The following is a 13,849-nucleotide window of genomic DNA, read 5'->3' as shown; positions in this document are numbered from 1 at the left end:
CGGCACCGGCGTGCCGGAAGCTGGAACGTTCTTGCATCTGCGAAGTTCCAATCATCGGCGCATCTTGGTTCTTCCACACGACTGTCTTGCTGATGCCATCTGGCACCAACAGATTTGAGGCGACTTCGATGCTGCAGAATTGTTGCGCGGTGATGGCTGCGCGCCAGCAAACCCGAAGCGGCACCGTTCACGACCTCGTGCGCGATGTGCGTTAGGGATTCCCTTTCACTCTCAACAGGTTTGCAGACGACATGGATAATCTTTCAGGATATGCGCGGCGGCCGCTTCCATTTGTCTTGCGCTATCTGCGCCGGCGCCGCGGAGCCCATGTGGTCATTGTGTCTGCCGTCGTTGCAGCGGTTGCCTGCTCGGTGGGCACGCAATATGGCGTCAAATATCTGGTCGACAGCCTGACGGCCGGTTCGTCGCACGCAAGCAATGTATGGCTGGCATTCGCTTTTCTCATGTCGCTGATCGCGGCGGATAATCTGCTGTGGCGGGTCGCGAGCTGGACGGCGAGCTTCACCTTCGTCGGCGTCACCGGCGATCTCCGCCGCGATATGTTCCGCCACCTGACCGGTCACGCCCCCAGCTATTTCTCTGACCGGCTGCCGGGCATGCTGACCAGCCGTATCACCGCGACATCCAATGCCGTCTTCACCGTCGAAAACATGTTCGTCTGGAACGTGTTACCGCCGTGCATCGCGACCGTTTCGGCGATACTCCTCATAGGAACCGTCAGTCTTGCAATGTCTGCGGGCTTGATCATCATCGCGGGTATCATGCTGATGGCGATGTTTCACCTCGCCGCGGCGGGCAAGCCGCTGCATGATGACTTTGCCGACAAGGCGGCTGCGGTGGACGGCGAGATGGTCGACGTCATCAGCAATCTGCCGCTGGTCCGTGCGTTCTGCGGCCTCAGCTACGAACACGACCGCTTCGATACCACCGTCGAGCGGGAACTCGATGCCCGTGGGCGCAGCCTCCGCTATCTCGAGAAGCTGCGGCTGCTTCACGCCGTTGTGACCATTCTGCTGACGATCGCGCTGCTGGCGTGGGTCATCACGCTCTGGCAGCGGGGCGCGGCGACCACCGGCGATGTCGTGCTGGTATGTACGCTCGGGCTCTCGATCCTGAGCGCGACGCGCGACCTTGCGGTGGCGCTGGTCGACGTGACCCAGCACGTCGCCCGCCTGACGGAGGCGATCGCCACCCTGCTGCTGCCGCACGAATTGAAGGATCATCCCGAGGCCGAGCCGTTGATCCGCAGCGGCGCCGCCGTTGCCTTCAACAACGTCTCGTTCCACTATCCGGGCGGCGTTCAGGTGTTCGAGAAGTTCTCCTTGCGCATTCAGCCGGGACAACGGGTCGGGCTGGTCGGCCATTCCGGCGGCGGGAAATCCAGTCTGTTTGTGCTGCTGCAACGGTTCTACGACGTCCAGCACGGCCGCATCATGATCGACGGCCAGGACATCTCGCGGGTGACGCAGCAGAGCCTGCGCGAGGCGATCTCGGTCGTGCCGCAGGACATCTCGCTGTTCCACCGCTCGATCATGGAAAATATCCGCTACGGACGGCCGAACGCGACCGACGACGAGGTGCTGCGCGCGGCGATTGCAGCGCGCTGCGATTTCATCGAAAATCTCCCGGAAGGCATGGCGACGATGGTTGGCGATCGCGGTATCAAGGTTTCCGGCGGGCAGCGGCAGCGGATCGCCATCGCGCGCGCCTTCCTGAAAGACGCGCCGATCTTGTTGCTGGACGAGGCAACGGCTGCGCTCGACAGCGAATCCGAAGAGGCGATCCGCGAGGCTTTGTCGCGGCTGATGCGCGGACGCACCGTGATTGCCATCGCCCACCGTCTCGCCACCTTGCGCAATTTTGATCGCGTTGTGGTATTGCAGGGCGGGCGGATCATCGAAGACGGACCGCCGGATATTCTTCTGCAGGGAAGGGGCCCTTACCGCGAATTGGTCGCGCGCGAAATGGGCCGTCTCGCCACCCACGCGGCCTGATCTGCGGCAGTAGCGTTGCGTCCCGATGCTTCCATCACAACGCAAGGAAATCGGTCAAAATGACAGCCGAAGTCAGCCAACTGATCACCATTCAGGCTGCCGAACACGTCGCGGAATCACCGTTCTACATCCCGATGACGGGCCCCGCGACGCGGCAGCGCCGCTCGCTCAAGCACGACGATACGTTCATCGTGCTGGACAGCCATGGCGATATCGGCGCCTCCGCCGGCGGGCCCGACGGTCTGTTCAACGCCGATACGCGTTACCTCGCCCGGCTGGAGATGGTGCTCGACGAAGTCCAGCCGCTGTTGCTCGGCTCCAATCTGCGCGACGATAATTCGGCGCTGACGATCGATCTCACCAACTCTGACGTGTACCGCAACGGCAGGCTGGCATTGCAGAAGGATACACTGCACATCGTTCGCTCGATTTTCCTGTGGCGCGGCACCGCCTACCAGCGCATCGCCCTGCAAAATCACGGCGACCGGCCGGCGAGTTTCGACCTGACGCTGCTGTTCGACAATGATTTCGCCGATTTGTTCGAGGTGCGCGGCGAGCGTCGGTCGCGCCGGGGAGTAGGCTCCAGCCGGTTGCTCGGTCCCGCCGATGTCATGCTGGAATACAGCGGGCTCGACGGTCGAACCCGCATTACAGCGTTGCATTTCGAGCCGCGGCCGACGCGGCTCGCCGTCAATTCGGCAACCTATCATTTCGAGCTGGTACCCAGGCAAGTGATCGCGTTGTCCGTCGCGGTATCCTGCAACAAGCCTGCCATGCAGAAGCCGGTACCGTTCTATCGCGGCCTGCTGGCGCATCGCCGCGAGATGCGGCGCTCGACGGTCGGCGCAGCCAGCATCGAAACATCGAACGACATCTTCAACGAGGTTCTGTGCCAAGCGATGGGCGACCTCAACATGCTGATGACCGAAACGCCGCAGGGGCGATATCCCTACGCGGGCATTCCCTGGTATTCGACCACGTTCGGTCGCGATGGACTGATCACCGCACTGCAGATGCTGTGGGTCGATCCGCGTGTTGCCCAGGGCGTGCTGCGGCGGCTGGCTCATTTTCAGGCGAAGGCCGTCGATCCGTTCGCCGATGCCGAACCTGGCAAGATCCTGCACGAAATGCGCGGCGGCGAGATGGCGGCGCTGCGCGAAGTGCCGTTCGCGCAGTATTACGGCAGCGTCGACTCGACATCACTGTTCGTGCTGCTGGCCGGCCTCTATGTCGAGCGCACCGGAGACGAGGAAACGCTGGCCGAACTGTGGCCAGCGATCGAGGCTGCGTTGCAGTGGATCGACGGGCCCGGCGACCCCGATCATGACGGTTTCATCGAGTACCAGCGCGCTACCGAGCAGGGGCTCGCCAACCAGGGCTGGAAGGATTCCTACGATGCGATCTTCCACGCCGATGGGCAGCTCGCCGAAGGCTATATCGCACTGGCGGAAGTTCAGGGCTATGTCTTCGCCGCCAAGCGGCTGGCGGCCCGTTGCGCCCGGCGGTTGGGAAAGATTGATCAGGCGGCGAAGCTCGAATCCGCAGCCCTGCTGCTGGCCGAACGCTTCGAGGAGGCGTTCTGGTGCGAGGAACTCGGCACCTACGCGCTGGCGCTCGATGGTGCCAAGCGGCCGTGCAAGGTCCGAACGTCCAATGCCGGCCAGCTTCTCTTCACTGGCATCGTTCGGACCGATCGTGCCCGTCTTGTTGCGGCCGACCTGATGAGCCAGAAATTCTTTTCGGGATGGGGCATCCGCACCGTTGCCTATGGCGAAGTTCGCTATAACCCGATGTCCTATCATAACGGATCGATCTGGCCGCATGACAATGCGCTGATCGCGCTCGGTTTTGCACGCTACGGTCTGAAGCATTCGGTAGCCCATCTGTTCAAGGGGTTGTTCGACGCTGCGAGCTACATGGATTTGCGGCGGCTGCCGGAATTGTTCTGCGGATTCCGGCGGGAAAAGCGGCGCGGACCGGTGCTTTATCCGGTCGCCTGTGCGCCGCAGGCCTGGGCCAGCGCGACGCCCTTTACCCTGCTGGAGGCGACGCTCGGTCTCGAATTCGATGCAGCGGGCGGCGAGATCCGTCTTCGTGATCCGCGCCTGCCGGAATTTCTCAACGAGGTGGTATTGCGCGATCTGCGGCTCGGACCCTCGAGCGTCGACTTGAGGGTCCGCCGCCACGGCGAGGAAGTGTCGCTCGAGGTATTGCGCACGCGCGGACAGATTCAGGTGTCGATCGTGTTGACGCACTAGCGGTCGTGCATTCCCATCCATGCGTCTTCGGAGTTCAGGAGGCCATATGCGCGCCGGTATTGTCATCATATCGCTGATCGCCGGGCTAGCGATGAACCTCCCGGTTTCGGCAGCGGAAAATAATGGAACGCAGGGAAGCCGTGCTGCTCCGGCCGATGCCGCGAAAGATGCCACGAAAAAGGAACCGGCGCCTCCGCCGTCGGTCACTGTGATCGGCGCCCGCGACGCGCTCGGCATTCTGGGCCGCGAGGTCCGCAGTCCGGCCAACGAGAATATGGGACGCATCGTCGACGTGATCGTGGACCGCGAGGGCGCTGTGCGCGCCGCTGTCATCGATTTCGGCGGCTTTCTCGGTGTCGGCAGCCGAAAGATCGTCGTCGACTGGAGTGCGCTGCATTTTGGCCGTGTTGCCAACAAGAGTGACAGCATCACGCTCGAGCTGACCAAGGAACAGGTGACGGCGGCGCCGGAATACAAGCAGGATGCGCCGGTCATCGTCCTCGGTGCGGCCGGCCGCTTACAGCCGTGGGATTTCGACAAATAAATAAAGGAGAAGCGATCTGATCGCGCGCCCATCCCAGTCGCTCGATCCGATGAACGACGATCGCCATCGGCGATCCGCCGGCGAGGGTAATGTTGTGCCGGTGCCGCCCGCGCCCACCGAGCGGTCCAAACCGTCGCGCGAGAGCCAGCGCGGCCTCGACTGGTTCATCTTCTTTCTGGCCGACGTGCAGACCGGATTCGGTCCGTTTATCGCGGTCTACCTCACCACGCAGAAATGGACGCAGGTCGAGATTGGCTTCGTGCTGTCGATCGGCGGGATCATCGGGCTGCTCGGGCAGATGCCGGGAGGAGCGGTCGTCGATGCCGCTCGTTCCGAGCGGTTGGTGGCGGGGCTCGCGGTCGCCACCATCGGCTGCGCCGCGCTGGCCTACGCCTTATGGCCGATCTTTCCGGTAGTGACTGCGGCCGCCATCTTGCATGCGCTTGCGAGCTGCGTGCTGGGTCCTGCAATCGCCGCGATCAGCCTCGGCCTGGTCGGACCGTTTGCGATCGGGGAACGGCTCGGGCGCAATGCCCGTTTCGCGTCCCTGGGTAATGGTTCAGCGGCGGCGCTGATGGGCGCATCCGGCTATCTGTTGTCAAGTCAGTCGGTCTTCTTCGTCACCTTCTTTCTTACAATCCCTACCATGTTGGCACTTGCCCGGATTCGCGGCCAGGAAATCAACGTGGCGCAGGCGCACGGTGCCTTGAGCGAGGACGGCGATGATACCAAGACTGCCGACAAGGAGGCGACCAGTGTGCTTCATCTCCTTCGGCAGCGCCCGCTGCTGATATTCGCCGGCGGCGTATTGCTGTTTCAACTCGCCAACGCCGCCATGCTGCCGCTGATGGCCGGCGTGGTCACGACGCGATCGCCTCAATGGGCGTCGGTGCTGATTGCGGCTTGCATCATCGTACCTCAAGCGATCGTCGCGTTGACCTCACCCTCGGTCGGGCGCAAGGCTCAGGTGTGGGGGAGGCGACCGCTGCTGCTCTTGGCGTTCGCTGCGCTGGCGACCCGTGGTTTGCTGTTTGCGGTGGTTCGCGATCCCTATGTTCTGGTCCTGGTGCAAGTGTTCGACGGTATTACCGCGGCCGTGCTCAGCGTAATGGTGCCGCTGATCGTGGCCGATGTCGCCTACGGCAGCGGCCACTTCAATCTGGCGCAGGGGATCGTCGGAACCGCGACCGGCATTGGTGCTTCGCTGAGCACGGTATTGGCTGGCTATATCAGCGATATCTTTGGCAGCAGCGTCGCGTTCATCGGGCTGGCGGGGATCGCAGCCCTTGGCTTGACGGTGATCTGGGCGTTCATGCCGGAGACCCGGCGGACTGAGGTTTAAGCGTGAGGTCCACCGTCAATAGCGCCGCGATGGCGAGCGACGCGCCGACGCCGGCGATGCAGGCGTTCCATCCGAAGCGGTCGAACAACTGGCCCAGCACGGCGCTGCCGACGAGACCACCGAGAAAATAGCAGGCAAGATAGGTTCCACTGGCAATGCCGCGGTGGTCGCTGGCAGCCTGGCCGACGAAGCCGGTGGCGCAGGCCTGCGCAAAGAACGTCCCGACGCCGACCAGTACCATGCCGGCCAATACTTGCGGCAGGTGGGACGAGAGCATCAAAGGCAATCCAATGGCTGCCACCGCCAGCGCTCCCCAGATCGCTGGCCGCGTGCCAAACCGGGCGACAGCCCTGCCGGCAAACAGCGTCGTGACCACGGAAGGCGCGAAGACGAAATACACAAGGCCGAGGTCCATCCGTCCGAGCGAGAGCGGCGCACGGACCAGCACAAAATTGACAAAGGTGAAGGTGCCGATAAAGGCAAACAGGATGCAGAAGCCGATAGCGAAAGCCGAACGCAGTGCCGGGTTACGCCAATGCTCGATCGTTGCCGCGAGTGGCGATTGCACCGTGAGCACCGCCTGCATCGGCTTGACCCGATGGATGGTGAAATAAACCAGCACGGCACCGGCGAGATTGAGCAGCGCAAAGAAATAGAAGTTCGAGGCCAGCCCGAGCGTGTCGACCACGGCGGCTGACGCCAGCCGACCGATCAGATTGCTTGCGACGTTGCCGGTGATATAGGCCGCGAACGCGCCGCCCGCATCCATCGAACTGCATTGCTCGCCGAGATGGGCCAGCGTCAACGCGAACGCCGAGGCCATGCAGAGGCCCTGGGCGATGCGAAGCGCCGTAAACGTCGTGAGATCAGGCGCGATCGCCAGCAACGTGGTGGGGACTGCGAGCACGACCAGACTGACGAGAATGCCGAGCCGGCGATCGATATGCGGGCTGAGGAAACCCACAACGAGGCCGGCAACTGCCATGCCGATGGTGCTGGCATTGACTGCGATACCCATGGCGGCCGGCGTTACATTGTAGTGCCGGGTCAGCGAGGGAAGAATCGCCTGCGTCGCGAACAGATCAACCACGGTCAGGAACGCCGTGAGGCCAATGACCAGGGATCGCAGGGCTACGCCCGGTGAATGACCATGCATTTCCATTGCTTGGTATTTCATCGGCGCGGACATGCCGGTCATGGGGCTTCTCAATATCTTATCGAGAAAGAAGGATGTGACGCCTGGGCGTGTGGGGCGACACGGGGGCCCCAGGCCGTCACATCCGGCAACGAGACGTCGGGTAGCGCTCGTTACGGCTCCTTACATATTGTGGTCGTGCGGATCCTTGCGGACGTCGCCGACATAGAGAATGACGGTCTCCTTGCCGAGATTCTTCCACCAGTGCGAGGTGCCGGCGACTTCCGGCCTGATCTCGCCGGCCTTGTGCACGATCGGCTCCGAGCAGTTGCTGGCGTATTCGACGATCTCGCCCTGCTGGATGTAGATCAGCGCAGGCCGGTCGTCATGGCTGTGCCAGGGCACGATGCCGCCGGGCTCGATGGTCAGCTTGCGGAAGCGCAGCTCGCGATCTCTGATGTTGGCCGGCTGCTTTTCGAGGTTGATCGAGCCGAGCGTGACGTCGGTGACGCCAACCGGCTTGTGGTCGACCATCGGGCGGACATTTGCCTGCATCTTCCCGGCCGGGCATTCGCCGGCCAAGGCGCTCGAGGCGGTCGCAACCGAACCTGCAATCAATCCGGCGAGCGCGAGGCCCTGCCAGACCATGCGCGACGTGACGTTGGATTTGGACATGTCGTGGTCTCCTCTGGTTTTGCCTTGGCCCCGGATGGTCCGGCCGGCTACATCACCACCATCGTGGAAATGGCGCACGAGAGGAAATGCCGGTTGGCTTCTGACTCGATAGCTCCCTGCTATGCGGTTAGTTCTACTGCGTCATAGGCCCCTCATGACGATGCGTCGCATCGCCGGGAGAACCATGAGGCCCGGCCCGTGGCTTACATTCTTCGAGACGCCCGCTCTGCGGGCTCCTCAGGATGAGGGCTAGCGCAGCGATGACGCAGCAGGACTAGAGCGTTCTCATCTAGCCGTGGCCGAGCATGTGTTTGATGTCGGAGGAGAAGGTCGGATAGGCGTAGACGTTTTCCCGGATCTGGCTCGCGGTAATGCCGAAGCGCATCGCCAATCCGAAGATGTTCACCAGTTCCTGCCCCGAATGCCCGACGAAATGAGCACCAAGGATGCGGTCAGTGGCCTGATCGACGATTACTTTCGACCACGCCACTGTTTCGGCATAGGTTTTCGCGGAGAACCAGTCGAGCATGTCATTGACCTGGACGTCGATCGCAAGACCGTTCTGCCTGGCGGTGGCTTCCGTCAGGCCAACCGAGGCGAGCGGCGGCACCGCGTAGACCGATGTCGCCATGCTCGCGTAGTCCGGGCTGTATTTAGCGCCATCGACGATGTTTCGGCCGACGATGTCGCCCTCATAGGTCGCGATCGGCGACAGTTGCGGCGAGGTCGGAACTGCGTCGCCGCAGACATATACGTTTGGATTGGAGATCGACCGCAGATGGCGGTCGACCGTGATGCGGCCATTGGCTTGCTCGACCTGGCCCGCGGCAAGATCCAGCGTATCGACATTGGCGACGCGTCCGGCGCCGTTGACGACACGGTCGGCCTCGGCTGCGTGCACGGTGCCGTCATGGCTGAAGACGACGCGCAGGCGGTCCTTCGCCTTTTCAATTTGCTTGACGCTCACTGCAGTTCTGATGCGAATACCGATGCGCTCGCTCTCGGCCTGCAAGCGCGCGACGGCGTCGGCGTCCATGGCGGGCAATAGCTGCGGCAGCGCTTCGAGAATCGTGACCGCAGCACCAGCGCGCGCATAGACGTGGCCAAACTCGAGCGCGATGACACCGCCGCCGATGAAGATCACGGAAGCCGGCAGTTCGCGCTCGCTCAGCATTTCGTCCGAGGTGATCACGAACTCGGCTCCTGGAATCGGCAGCGGCCGCGGCTTCGATCCCGTCGCAATCACGATATGCCTGGCCTCGAGTTTCCGGCTTCCGACGCGGATTGTATTGGAGCCTGTGAACGCGCCGTGGCCCTTGATGACCTCGACATTGCGCTTGGCCATCGCGCGGGCGAGATTGACAGGGATGTCCTTGATCATGTCTTTTTCGCGGTCGATCAGCGCGGCCCAGTCGAGTTTCGGCTTGCCGACGGCGATGTGATGGATGGATGCGCGTTCGATTTCGTGCAGCGCGTGACCGGCGGCGACCAGTACCTTCTTCGGCGTGCAGCCGCGGTTCGGGCAGGTGCCGCCGAGAAGATCGGCCTCGATCATCGCGACCGACATTCCCGCGCGCCGGACCGGTCCGGTCACACCGATGCCGGCATTGCCGCCGCCGAGAATGACAACGTCAAATTTCTCCGGTGTCATCGAACGAACTCCTCTGTTGGCAACGCCGGATGCGATCAGGCCGCGCCGGCGGCGCAGCCTGATGAGCTTGCGGCAAGGGGGCCGACACGGTTACCTGGTTGTGATGGTCGAGGTGATCGAGCTCACCACCTTGGTCGCCATCTCGAACTGCGCCACACGGTCCCTGATATTGTGACGCCTGGCGATCCATCCGAAGTCGGTCCAGACTGCCCAGACGTCGCCATTGTCGTCCTGCGTCAGCAATAGCCGGACCGGCCAGTCAAGCCCGGCGTTCGGATTCGAGGTGATGAACTGCGTCCCGAGCGGCGGATTGCCGAACACCAATAGCGTCGAGGGACGCAGCTTGATGCCGGCACCGGCCGCGAGTTTCGACTGGTCGATCTCGCTGAAGAATTTGATGCCCTTGGCTGCGATATCCGCCTTGATGCGGCTGATCGCCTCCGGCATCGGCACCGCGCTCTTGACGCGAACGATACCATCGTCGCTGTCGGCCCGTGCTGCCGAGGTGGCGGAAAGCACGAGCACCGCCAGCAGCAGTGTGGCAAAGAAATTTGCAAAGCGGTTCGTCAGATGGCGTGTCATGGGAAACCTCCTGTCGGTGGCGCATGCCCTCCGCATGCCTTCGAGGGACAGGATGAGCGTTCGGCGGGCCGATATGAAATGCGTATCCGCTCTCAAGTCGATAGCGGCGGACTATCGGTGCGCCTCAATACGCCATGGCTATCGAACCGATTGTGCAACGGCATTTCAAATCAAGGGAAGTCCATCCTCTGATGGGCCAGCGCCCGATTGGCGGGCGCGACGTCAATCTTGAGGAATTTCCTATGACCACTCTTTCCAAGACCCTGATTGCCGCCGCGGCCTTTGCTGCCGTCGCAACGACCGCCTTCTCGCAGGTCCCCTGGGAATTCAATCCGGGCATGGCCTACATGTATGCCGGTCCGGGGAAGATGTCGGCGATGGCCATGGCCTCGACGCCCAAGAACCACGACGCGATGATGAAGAACGCCAAGAAGGTGCCGAACAACACCGTGTTCTTCATGGACAAGGGCCAGCTCTATTCGACTTCGGGCATGCTTGACCCGACCGGCAATTTCTATCTGCCCTGAAGCGGGAGCGCTGCAGCGTTCGGGCCGCCCTTGCGGGGCGGCCCGAGCCGGAAAATAATACGGATATGCCGGAGCAAGCCATGATGACAACGCTATCGCCAGCCAACGCCGAACGCCTCAAGGAGGCGTTCCAGCAATGCCGCGACATGGAGGGTACCTTGCGCGAACAGCTCGAGGCCTACGCCGCGGCGGGACGGGAGATCTTTCCGGCCTATGGCGAAGCGGTCGACCGGCTGGTGGCGCGGCTCAATGAGAACGGCGGCGGCGAAAACGCGCCGAGGCCGGGCGAGGTGATGCCGCCGTTCCTGTTGCCGGACGAGAGCGGCCGGCTGGTCAGCCTGAAATCGCTCCTCGACCACGGTCCGGTCGCCGTGATGTTTTATCGCGGCCATTGGTGCCCTTACTGCCGGCTAAACGTGAGGGCTGTGATCCAGGCCCAGGACCGGATCAGGGCATTGGGCGCGCAGACAGTTGCGATCATGCCGGAGACGCAGGCCTATGCCGAGAAATTCAAATCCGAGGCCGCAGCGCCGTTCCCGGTGCTGACCGATCTCGACAACGGCTACGCGCTGTCGCTCAACCTCGCGATCTGGCTCGGCACCGAAATCCAGCGGCTGCTTTCGTATCAGGATATGGCGAGTTTTCAGGGCAATGACGGCTGGGTGCTGCCGATCCCGGCTACCTTCGTGGTCGGCCGCGATGGATTGGTAAAAGCCCGCTTCGTCGATCCCGATTTCCGCAAGCGCATGGAGATCGACGACCTGATTGCCGCGTTGAAGGGTGCAAGCGAAGAGCGATAGCCCGGGCCCATCCTGGCCGTCCTAGCATTGCGCCTAGCGGGAGGAGCTTTTTTTGCGCTTCGTTGCCTGGGCCTTGCGTATATTGTGGGTCCGCGCGCGCCGCATGGCCGGCGTCGGCTTGGTGCGTTCGGGTACGTTGGGCCGATCCGTTGCCTTGAAGCGGTCACCGGAAAGATGGCGCGGCGGTGCGCTGAGCGTTTTCAGCATCTTTCGCGCATCCGCGGTATCTGGCACCAGACGGACGCCGACGCGATGGGCATGCTCCTTGCTGATCAGCCATTTCTGAGTATCCCAGGAACCGCTGCCGCGCTTGCCGGCGAGCCGTTCGATTCCGCCTTTCTTCCGATATCCTGGGTCCGGAACGTCTTGAATTCTCGCCGCGGCCGCACCTCGATATGGAAGAAGCTACTGCTGCTGCGGGCTCCGGGCTTGTCGCGGCGACGCCCCTCGGGCTGAGCCCTCGCATGGGCTTGCGCCGCCATACCGCGCCATGCCGTGCGCGCCTTGCGAATGTTCTTCTTCGCTGCGGCCTTTTGCTTTGCCGTTGCCATCGTGAACTCCTCACTGTTGGTTTCGACACATTGTCAACACGAGGATTCTGGCAAGGTCCCCGTTTTCCGGGCGATCGACGTCAGCGTTCGATGGTGCCTGAACGCCGAATCTTCTTCTGCAACAGCATCACGCCGTACAGCAGCGCTTCGGCGGTCGGCGGGCAGCCCGGAACATAGATATCGACAGGAACGATGCGGTCGCAGCCACGCACGACCGAGTACGAATAGTGATAATAGCCGCCGCCGTTGGCGCACGAACCCATCGAAATCACATATCGCGGCTCGGGCATCTGATCATAGACCTTGCGCAGCGCGGGGGCCATCTTGTTGCACACTGTACCGGAGACGATCATTACATCGGCCTGCCGTGGACTGGCACGGGGTGCAAATCCAAACCGTTCGGCGTCGTAGCGGGGCATCGCCATCTGCATCATTTCGATTGCGCAGCATGCGAGGCCGAATGTCATCCACATCAGCGAACCGCCGCGGGCCCACGTGATCAAATCATCGGCGGCGGTAACGAAAAAGCCTTTGTCGCTGAGCTGATTGTTCAATCCGGCAAAAAAGTAGTCATCACGCACCGGAGCGCCGGTCCCCGGGTCCAAGATTCCCCTTCCGGAGGGCGTGATCAATGGTCGGGAGTCCGGCATCGGGCTGCTCCCACTGGTTGTTGCGAGGCTTACGCTTTCCCGTCTATGACGGCAGAAACTTCATACAGATGTGGATCGATCTCGCTAGTGATTTCGTCGAAGTGGCCCCACTGCTTGCGAAACTCCGGCGATTGATGGGCCGATCGCAGCAGATCGCTGTTCTGCCATTGCACGTAGTTGACGATGCGGCGTCCATCCAGACTGCGATGCAGGCTGATCGATATGAAGCCCGGCTGACGCGCCATGAAGCGGGCGCGCTCGGTCATGACTGACAACGCCTCCGCTTGCTTTTCGGGCTCCGACTCGACGATCGTGATCTGGGTAACGGGTTGCTTGTCGGCGTGGATCTGCGGCATGGCTGATCTCCCTTGATCGAGACCGAATTCAGCGCAGCTTCGTGGCGCAGCGCCTGGCGCGGGTCCCCAGCGTTGCCGGCGCGCGCCGGCATCCGCAAGCTCGACGACGTCGGCGAGCAGTTCAGCCCTGGTGACCTCGCCTCAACTACGGAAATTCCGCGAAAGGGAAGCAGTTCCGAGAGGGGGCGCAAGACTCGCGCGAACAGGATCGCTGCCGCGAAAGGCCGGTGGCCGCCCGGATGCCAAGCGTCGGTAGTGGAACCGGTGGAGAAACCTCAAGGAAGAGAAATCTCGAGAAAGACAAATCTCGAAGAAGCCCGGAACGTGATCGCGCGTCGAAAGTTACGCCTGTAAGGAGCAAGTACCCTTCGTAGAAGGTGAAATGCTCCGACGGCCCTGTCATTTTGCGATTTCAAATGGCGGGGTCGCTCTTTATGGAGCAGACTTTCACCCTACCACGCAGGAGTGCGCCGCGGTTCCGCCCTGCAGAGCGCTGCATCAGCGGGGTGGTTGCATGCCTGGGGAAGTCAGCCAATTTCTGATTTCGACTGCCTTCCTCATTTGCAATGCCTTGCGTTTGGCGGCTTCCTTATCATCGCCGGGCGGCAGCTTATCCGCTGTCTCCTGTAGATCCTCGGCGATCTGCTCCCAATCTTTGCGGTTCGGGCGCGGATGAGGTTTCATCGGTCCCTCCAACTCCCAGCCAAATTCCTATATGGTGCGGCCGTCCTGGATTTTAAGGGGATCCGTACTCAGCGCAAAT

General features: G+C 62.2%; 15 protein-coding genes. 6 read left to right on the top strand and 9 right to left on the bottom strand.

Annotated features, from left to right (window positions below; genetic code table 11):
• The first annotated feature begins 251 nt into the window (after positions 1-251).
• The 4 genes from CQ13_RS12575 to CQ13_RS12560 are packed head-to-tail and all read left to right on the top strand — an operon-like array spanning position 252 to position 6,159.
• On the top strand, positions 252-2,015 hold the full coding sequence (locus CQ13_RS12575; RefSeq protein ID WP_057843196.1) for an ABC transporter ATP-binding protein: 1,764 nt from the start codon (positions 252-254) through the stop codon (positions 2,013-2,015).
• 59 nt (positions 2,016-2,074) lie between these two features.
• Positions 2,075-4,273: an amylo-alpha-1,6-glucosidase gene (locus tag CQ13_RS12570; RefSeq protein WP_057843195.1), complete on the top strand. Its 2,199-nt coding sequence runs from the start codon at positions 2,075-2,077 to the stop codon at positions 4,271-4,273.
• Between the two features lie 46 nt (positions 4,274-4,319).
• Positions 4,320-4,817, top strand: coding sequence for a PRC-barrel domain-containing protein (locus tag CQ13_RS12565; protein WP_057843194.1), 498 nt, complete (start codon positions 4,320-4,322; stop codon positions 4,815-4,817).
• A 49-nt stretch (positions 4,818-4,866) separates the two neighbouring features.
• Positions 4,867-6,159, top strand: coding sequence for an MFS transporter (locus CQ13_RS12560; protein ID WP_057843193.1), 1,293 nt, complete (start codon positions 4,867-4,869; stop codon positions 6,157-6,159).
• On the opposite strand, the gene CQ13_RS12555 is transcribed toward CQ13_RS12560, so the two are convergent.
• The 4 genes from CQ13_RS12555 to CQ13_RS12540 all read right to left on the bottom strand — a co-directional run bounded on the left by CQ13_RS12555 (position 6,128) and on the right by CQ13_RS12540 (position 10,202).
• Entirely contained in the window at positions 6,128-7,357 is a 1,230-nt protein-coding gene (locus CQ13_RS12555) for an MFS transporter (protein WP_057843192.1), read from the bottom strand. The genes CQ13_RS12560 and CQ13_RS12555 overlap by 32 nt on opposite strands.
• 120 nt (positions 7,358-7,477) lie before the next feature.
• Positions 7,478-7,969 carry a cupin domain-containing protein gene (locus tag CQ13_RS12550; protein ID WP_057843191.1) on the bottom strand — a complete coding sequence of 164 codons (492 nt, stop codon included), beginning with the start codon at positions 7,967-7,969 and terminating at the stop codon, positions 7,478-7,480.
• 289 nt (positions 7,970-8,258) lie between these two features.
• Positions 8,259-9,620 (bottom strand): dihydrolipoyl dehydrogenase family protein, encoded by a 1,362-nt coding sequence (locus CQ13_RS12545; RefSeq protein WP_057843190.1) that lies wholly within the window; start codon positions 9,618-9,620, stop codon positions 8,259-8,261.
• A 90-nt stretch (positions 9,621-9,710) separates the two neighbouring features.
• The gene (locus CQ13_RS12540; RefSeq protein ID WP_057843189.1) at positions 9,711-10,202 is read right to left on the bottom strand and encodes a DUF302 domain-containing protein; all 492 of its coding nucleotides are present in this window, start codon (positions 10,200-10,202) and stop codon (positions 9,711-9,713) included.
• Between the two features lie 242 nt (positions 10,203-10,444).
• On the opposite strand from CQ13_RS12540, the gene CQ13_RS12535 reads away from it, so the two are divergent.
• On the top strand, positions 10,445-10,729 hold the full coding sequence (locus CQ13_RS12535; RefSeq protein ID WP_057843516.1) for a hypothetical protein: 285 nt from the start codon (positions 10,445-10,447) through the stop codon (positions 10,727-10,729).
• 83 nt (positions 10,730-10,812) lie between these two features.
• Positions 10,813-11,529, top strand: coding sequence for a peroxiredoxin-like family protein (locus CQ13_RS12530; protein WP_057843515.1), 717 nt, complete (start codon positions 10,813-10,815; stop codon positions 11,527-11,529).
• A 33-nt stretch (positions 11,530-11,562) separates the two neighbouring features.
• On the opposite strand, the gene CQ13_RS44380 is transcribed toward CQ13_RS12530, so the two are convergent.
• The 5 genes from CQ13_RS44380 to CQ13_RS12510 form a co-directional block, all read right to left on the bottom strand.
• Positions 11,563-11,736: a hypothetical protein gene (locus tag CQ13_RS44380; protein ID WP_197427321.1), complete on the bottom strand. Its 174-nt coding sequence runs from the start codon at positions 11,734-11,736 to the stop codon at positions 11,563-11,565.
• A gap of 65 nt (positions 11,737-11,801) precedes the next feature.
• On the bottom strand, positions 11,802-12,080 hold the full coding sequence (locus CQ13_RS44375; RefSeq protein WP_197427320.1) for a hypothetical protein: 279 nt from the start codon (positions 12,078-12,080) through the stop codon (positions 11,802-11,804).
• A gap of 80 nt (positions 12,081-12,160) precedes the next feature.
• Positions 12,161-12,730 carry a NuoB/complex I 20 kDa subunit family protein gene (locus CQ13_RS12520; protein WP_057843187.1) on the bottom strand — a complete coding sequence of 190 codons (570 nt, stop codon included), beginning with the start codon at positions 12,728-12,730 and terminating at the stop codon, positions 12,161-12,163.
• A 29-nt stretch (positions 12,731-12,759) separates the two neighbouring features.
• Positions 12,760-13,086, bottom strand: a complete 327-nt coding sequence (locus CQ13_RS12515; RefSeq protein ID WP_057843186.1) for an antibiotic biosynthesis monooxygenase family protein — start codon at positions 13,084-13,086, stop codon at positions 12,760-12,762.
• A 498-nt stretch (positions 13,087-13,584) separates the two neighbouring features.
• The gene (locus tag CQ13_RS12510; RefSeq protein WP_057843185.1) at positions 13,585-13,770 is read right to left on the bottom strand and encodes a hypothetical protein; all 186 of its coding nucleotides are present in this window, start codon (positions 13,768-13,770) and stop codon (positions 13,585-13,587) included.
• Between the last annotated feature and the right edge of the window lie 79 nt (positions 13,771-13,849).

Source organism: Bradyrhizobium retamae (assembly GCF_001440415.1).
In the GTDB taxonomy this organism is placed as follows: Bacteria; Pseudomonadota; Alphaproteobacteria; order Rhizobiales; family Xanthobacteraceae; genus Bradyrhizobium; species Bradyrhizobium retamae.
The sequence above is the reverse complement of the archived record's forward strand: the minus strand, read 5'-3'. Positions and strand labels throughout refer to the sequence as shown.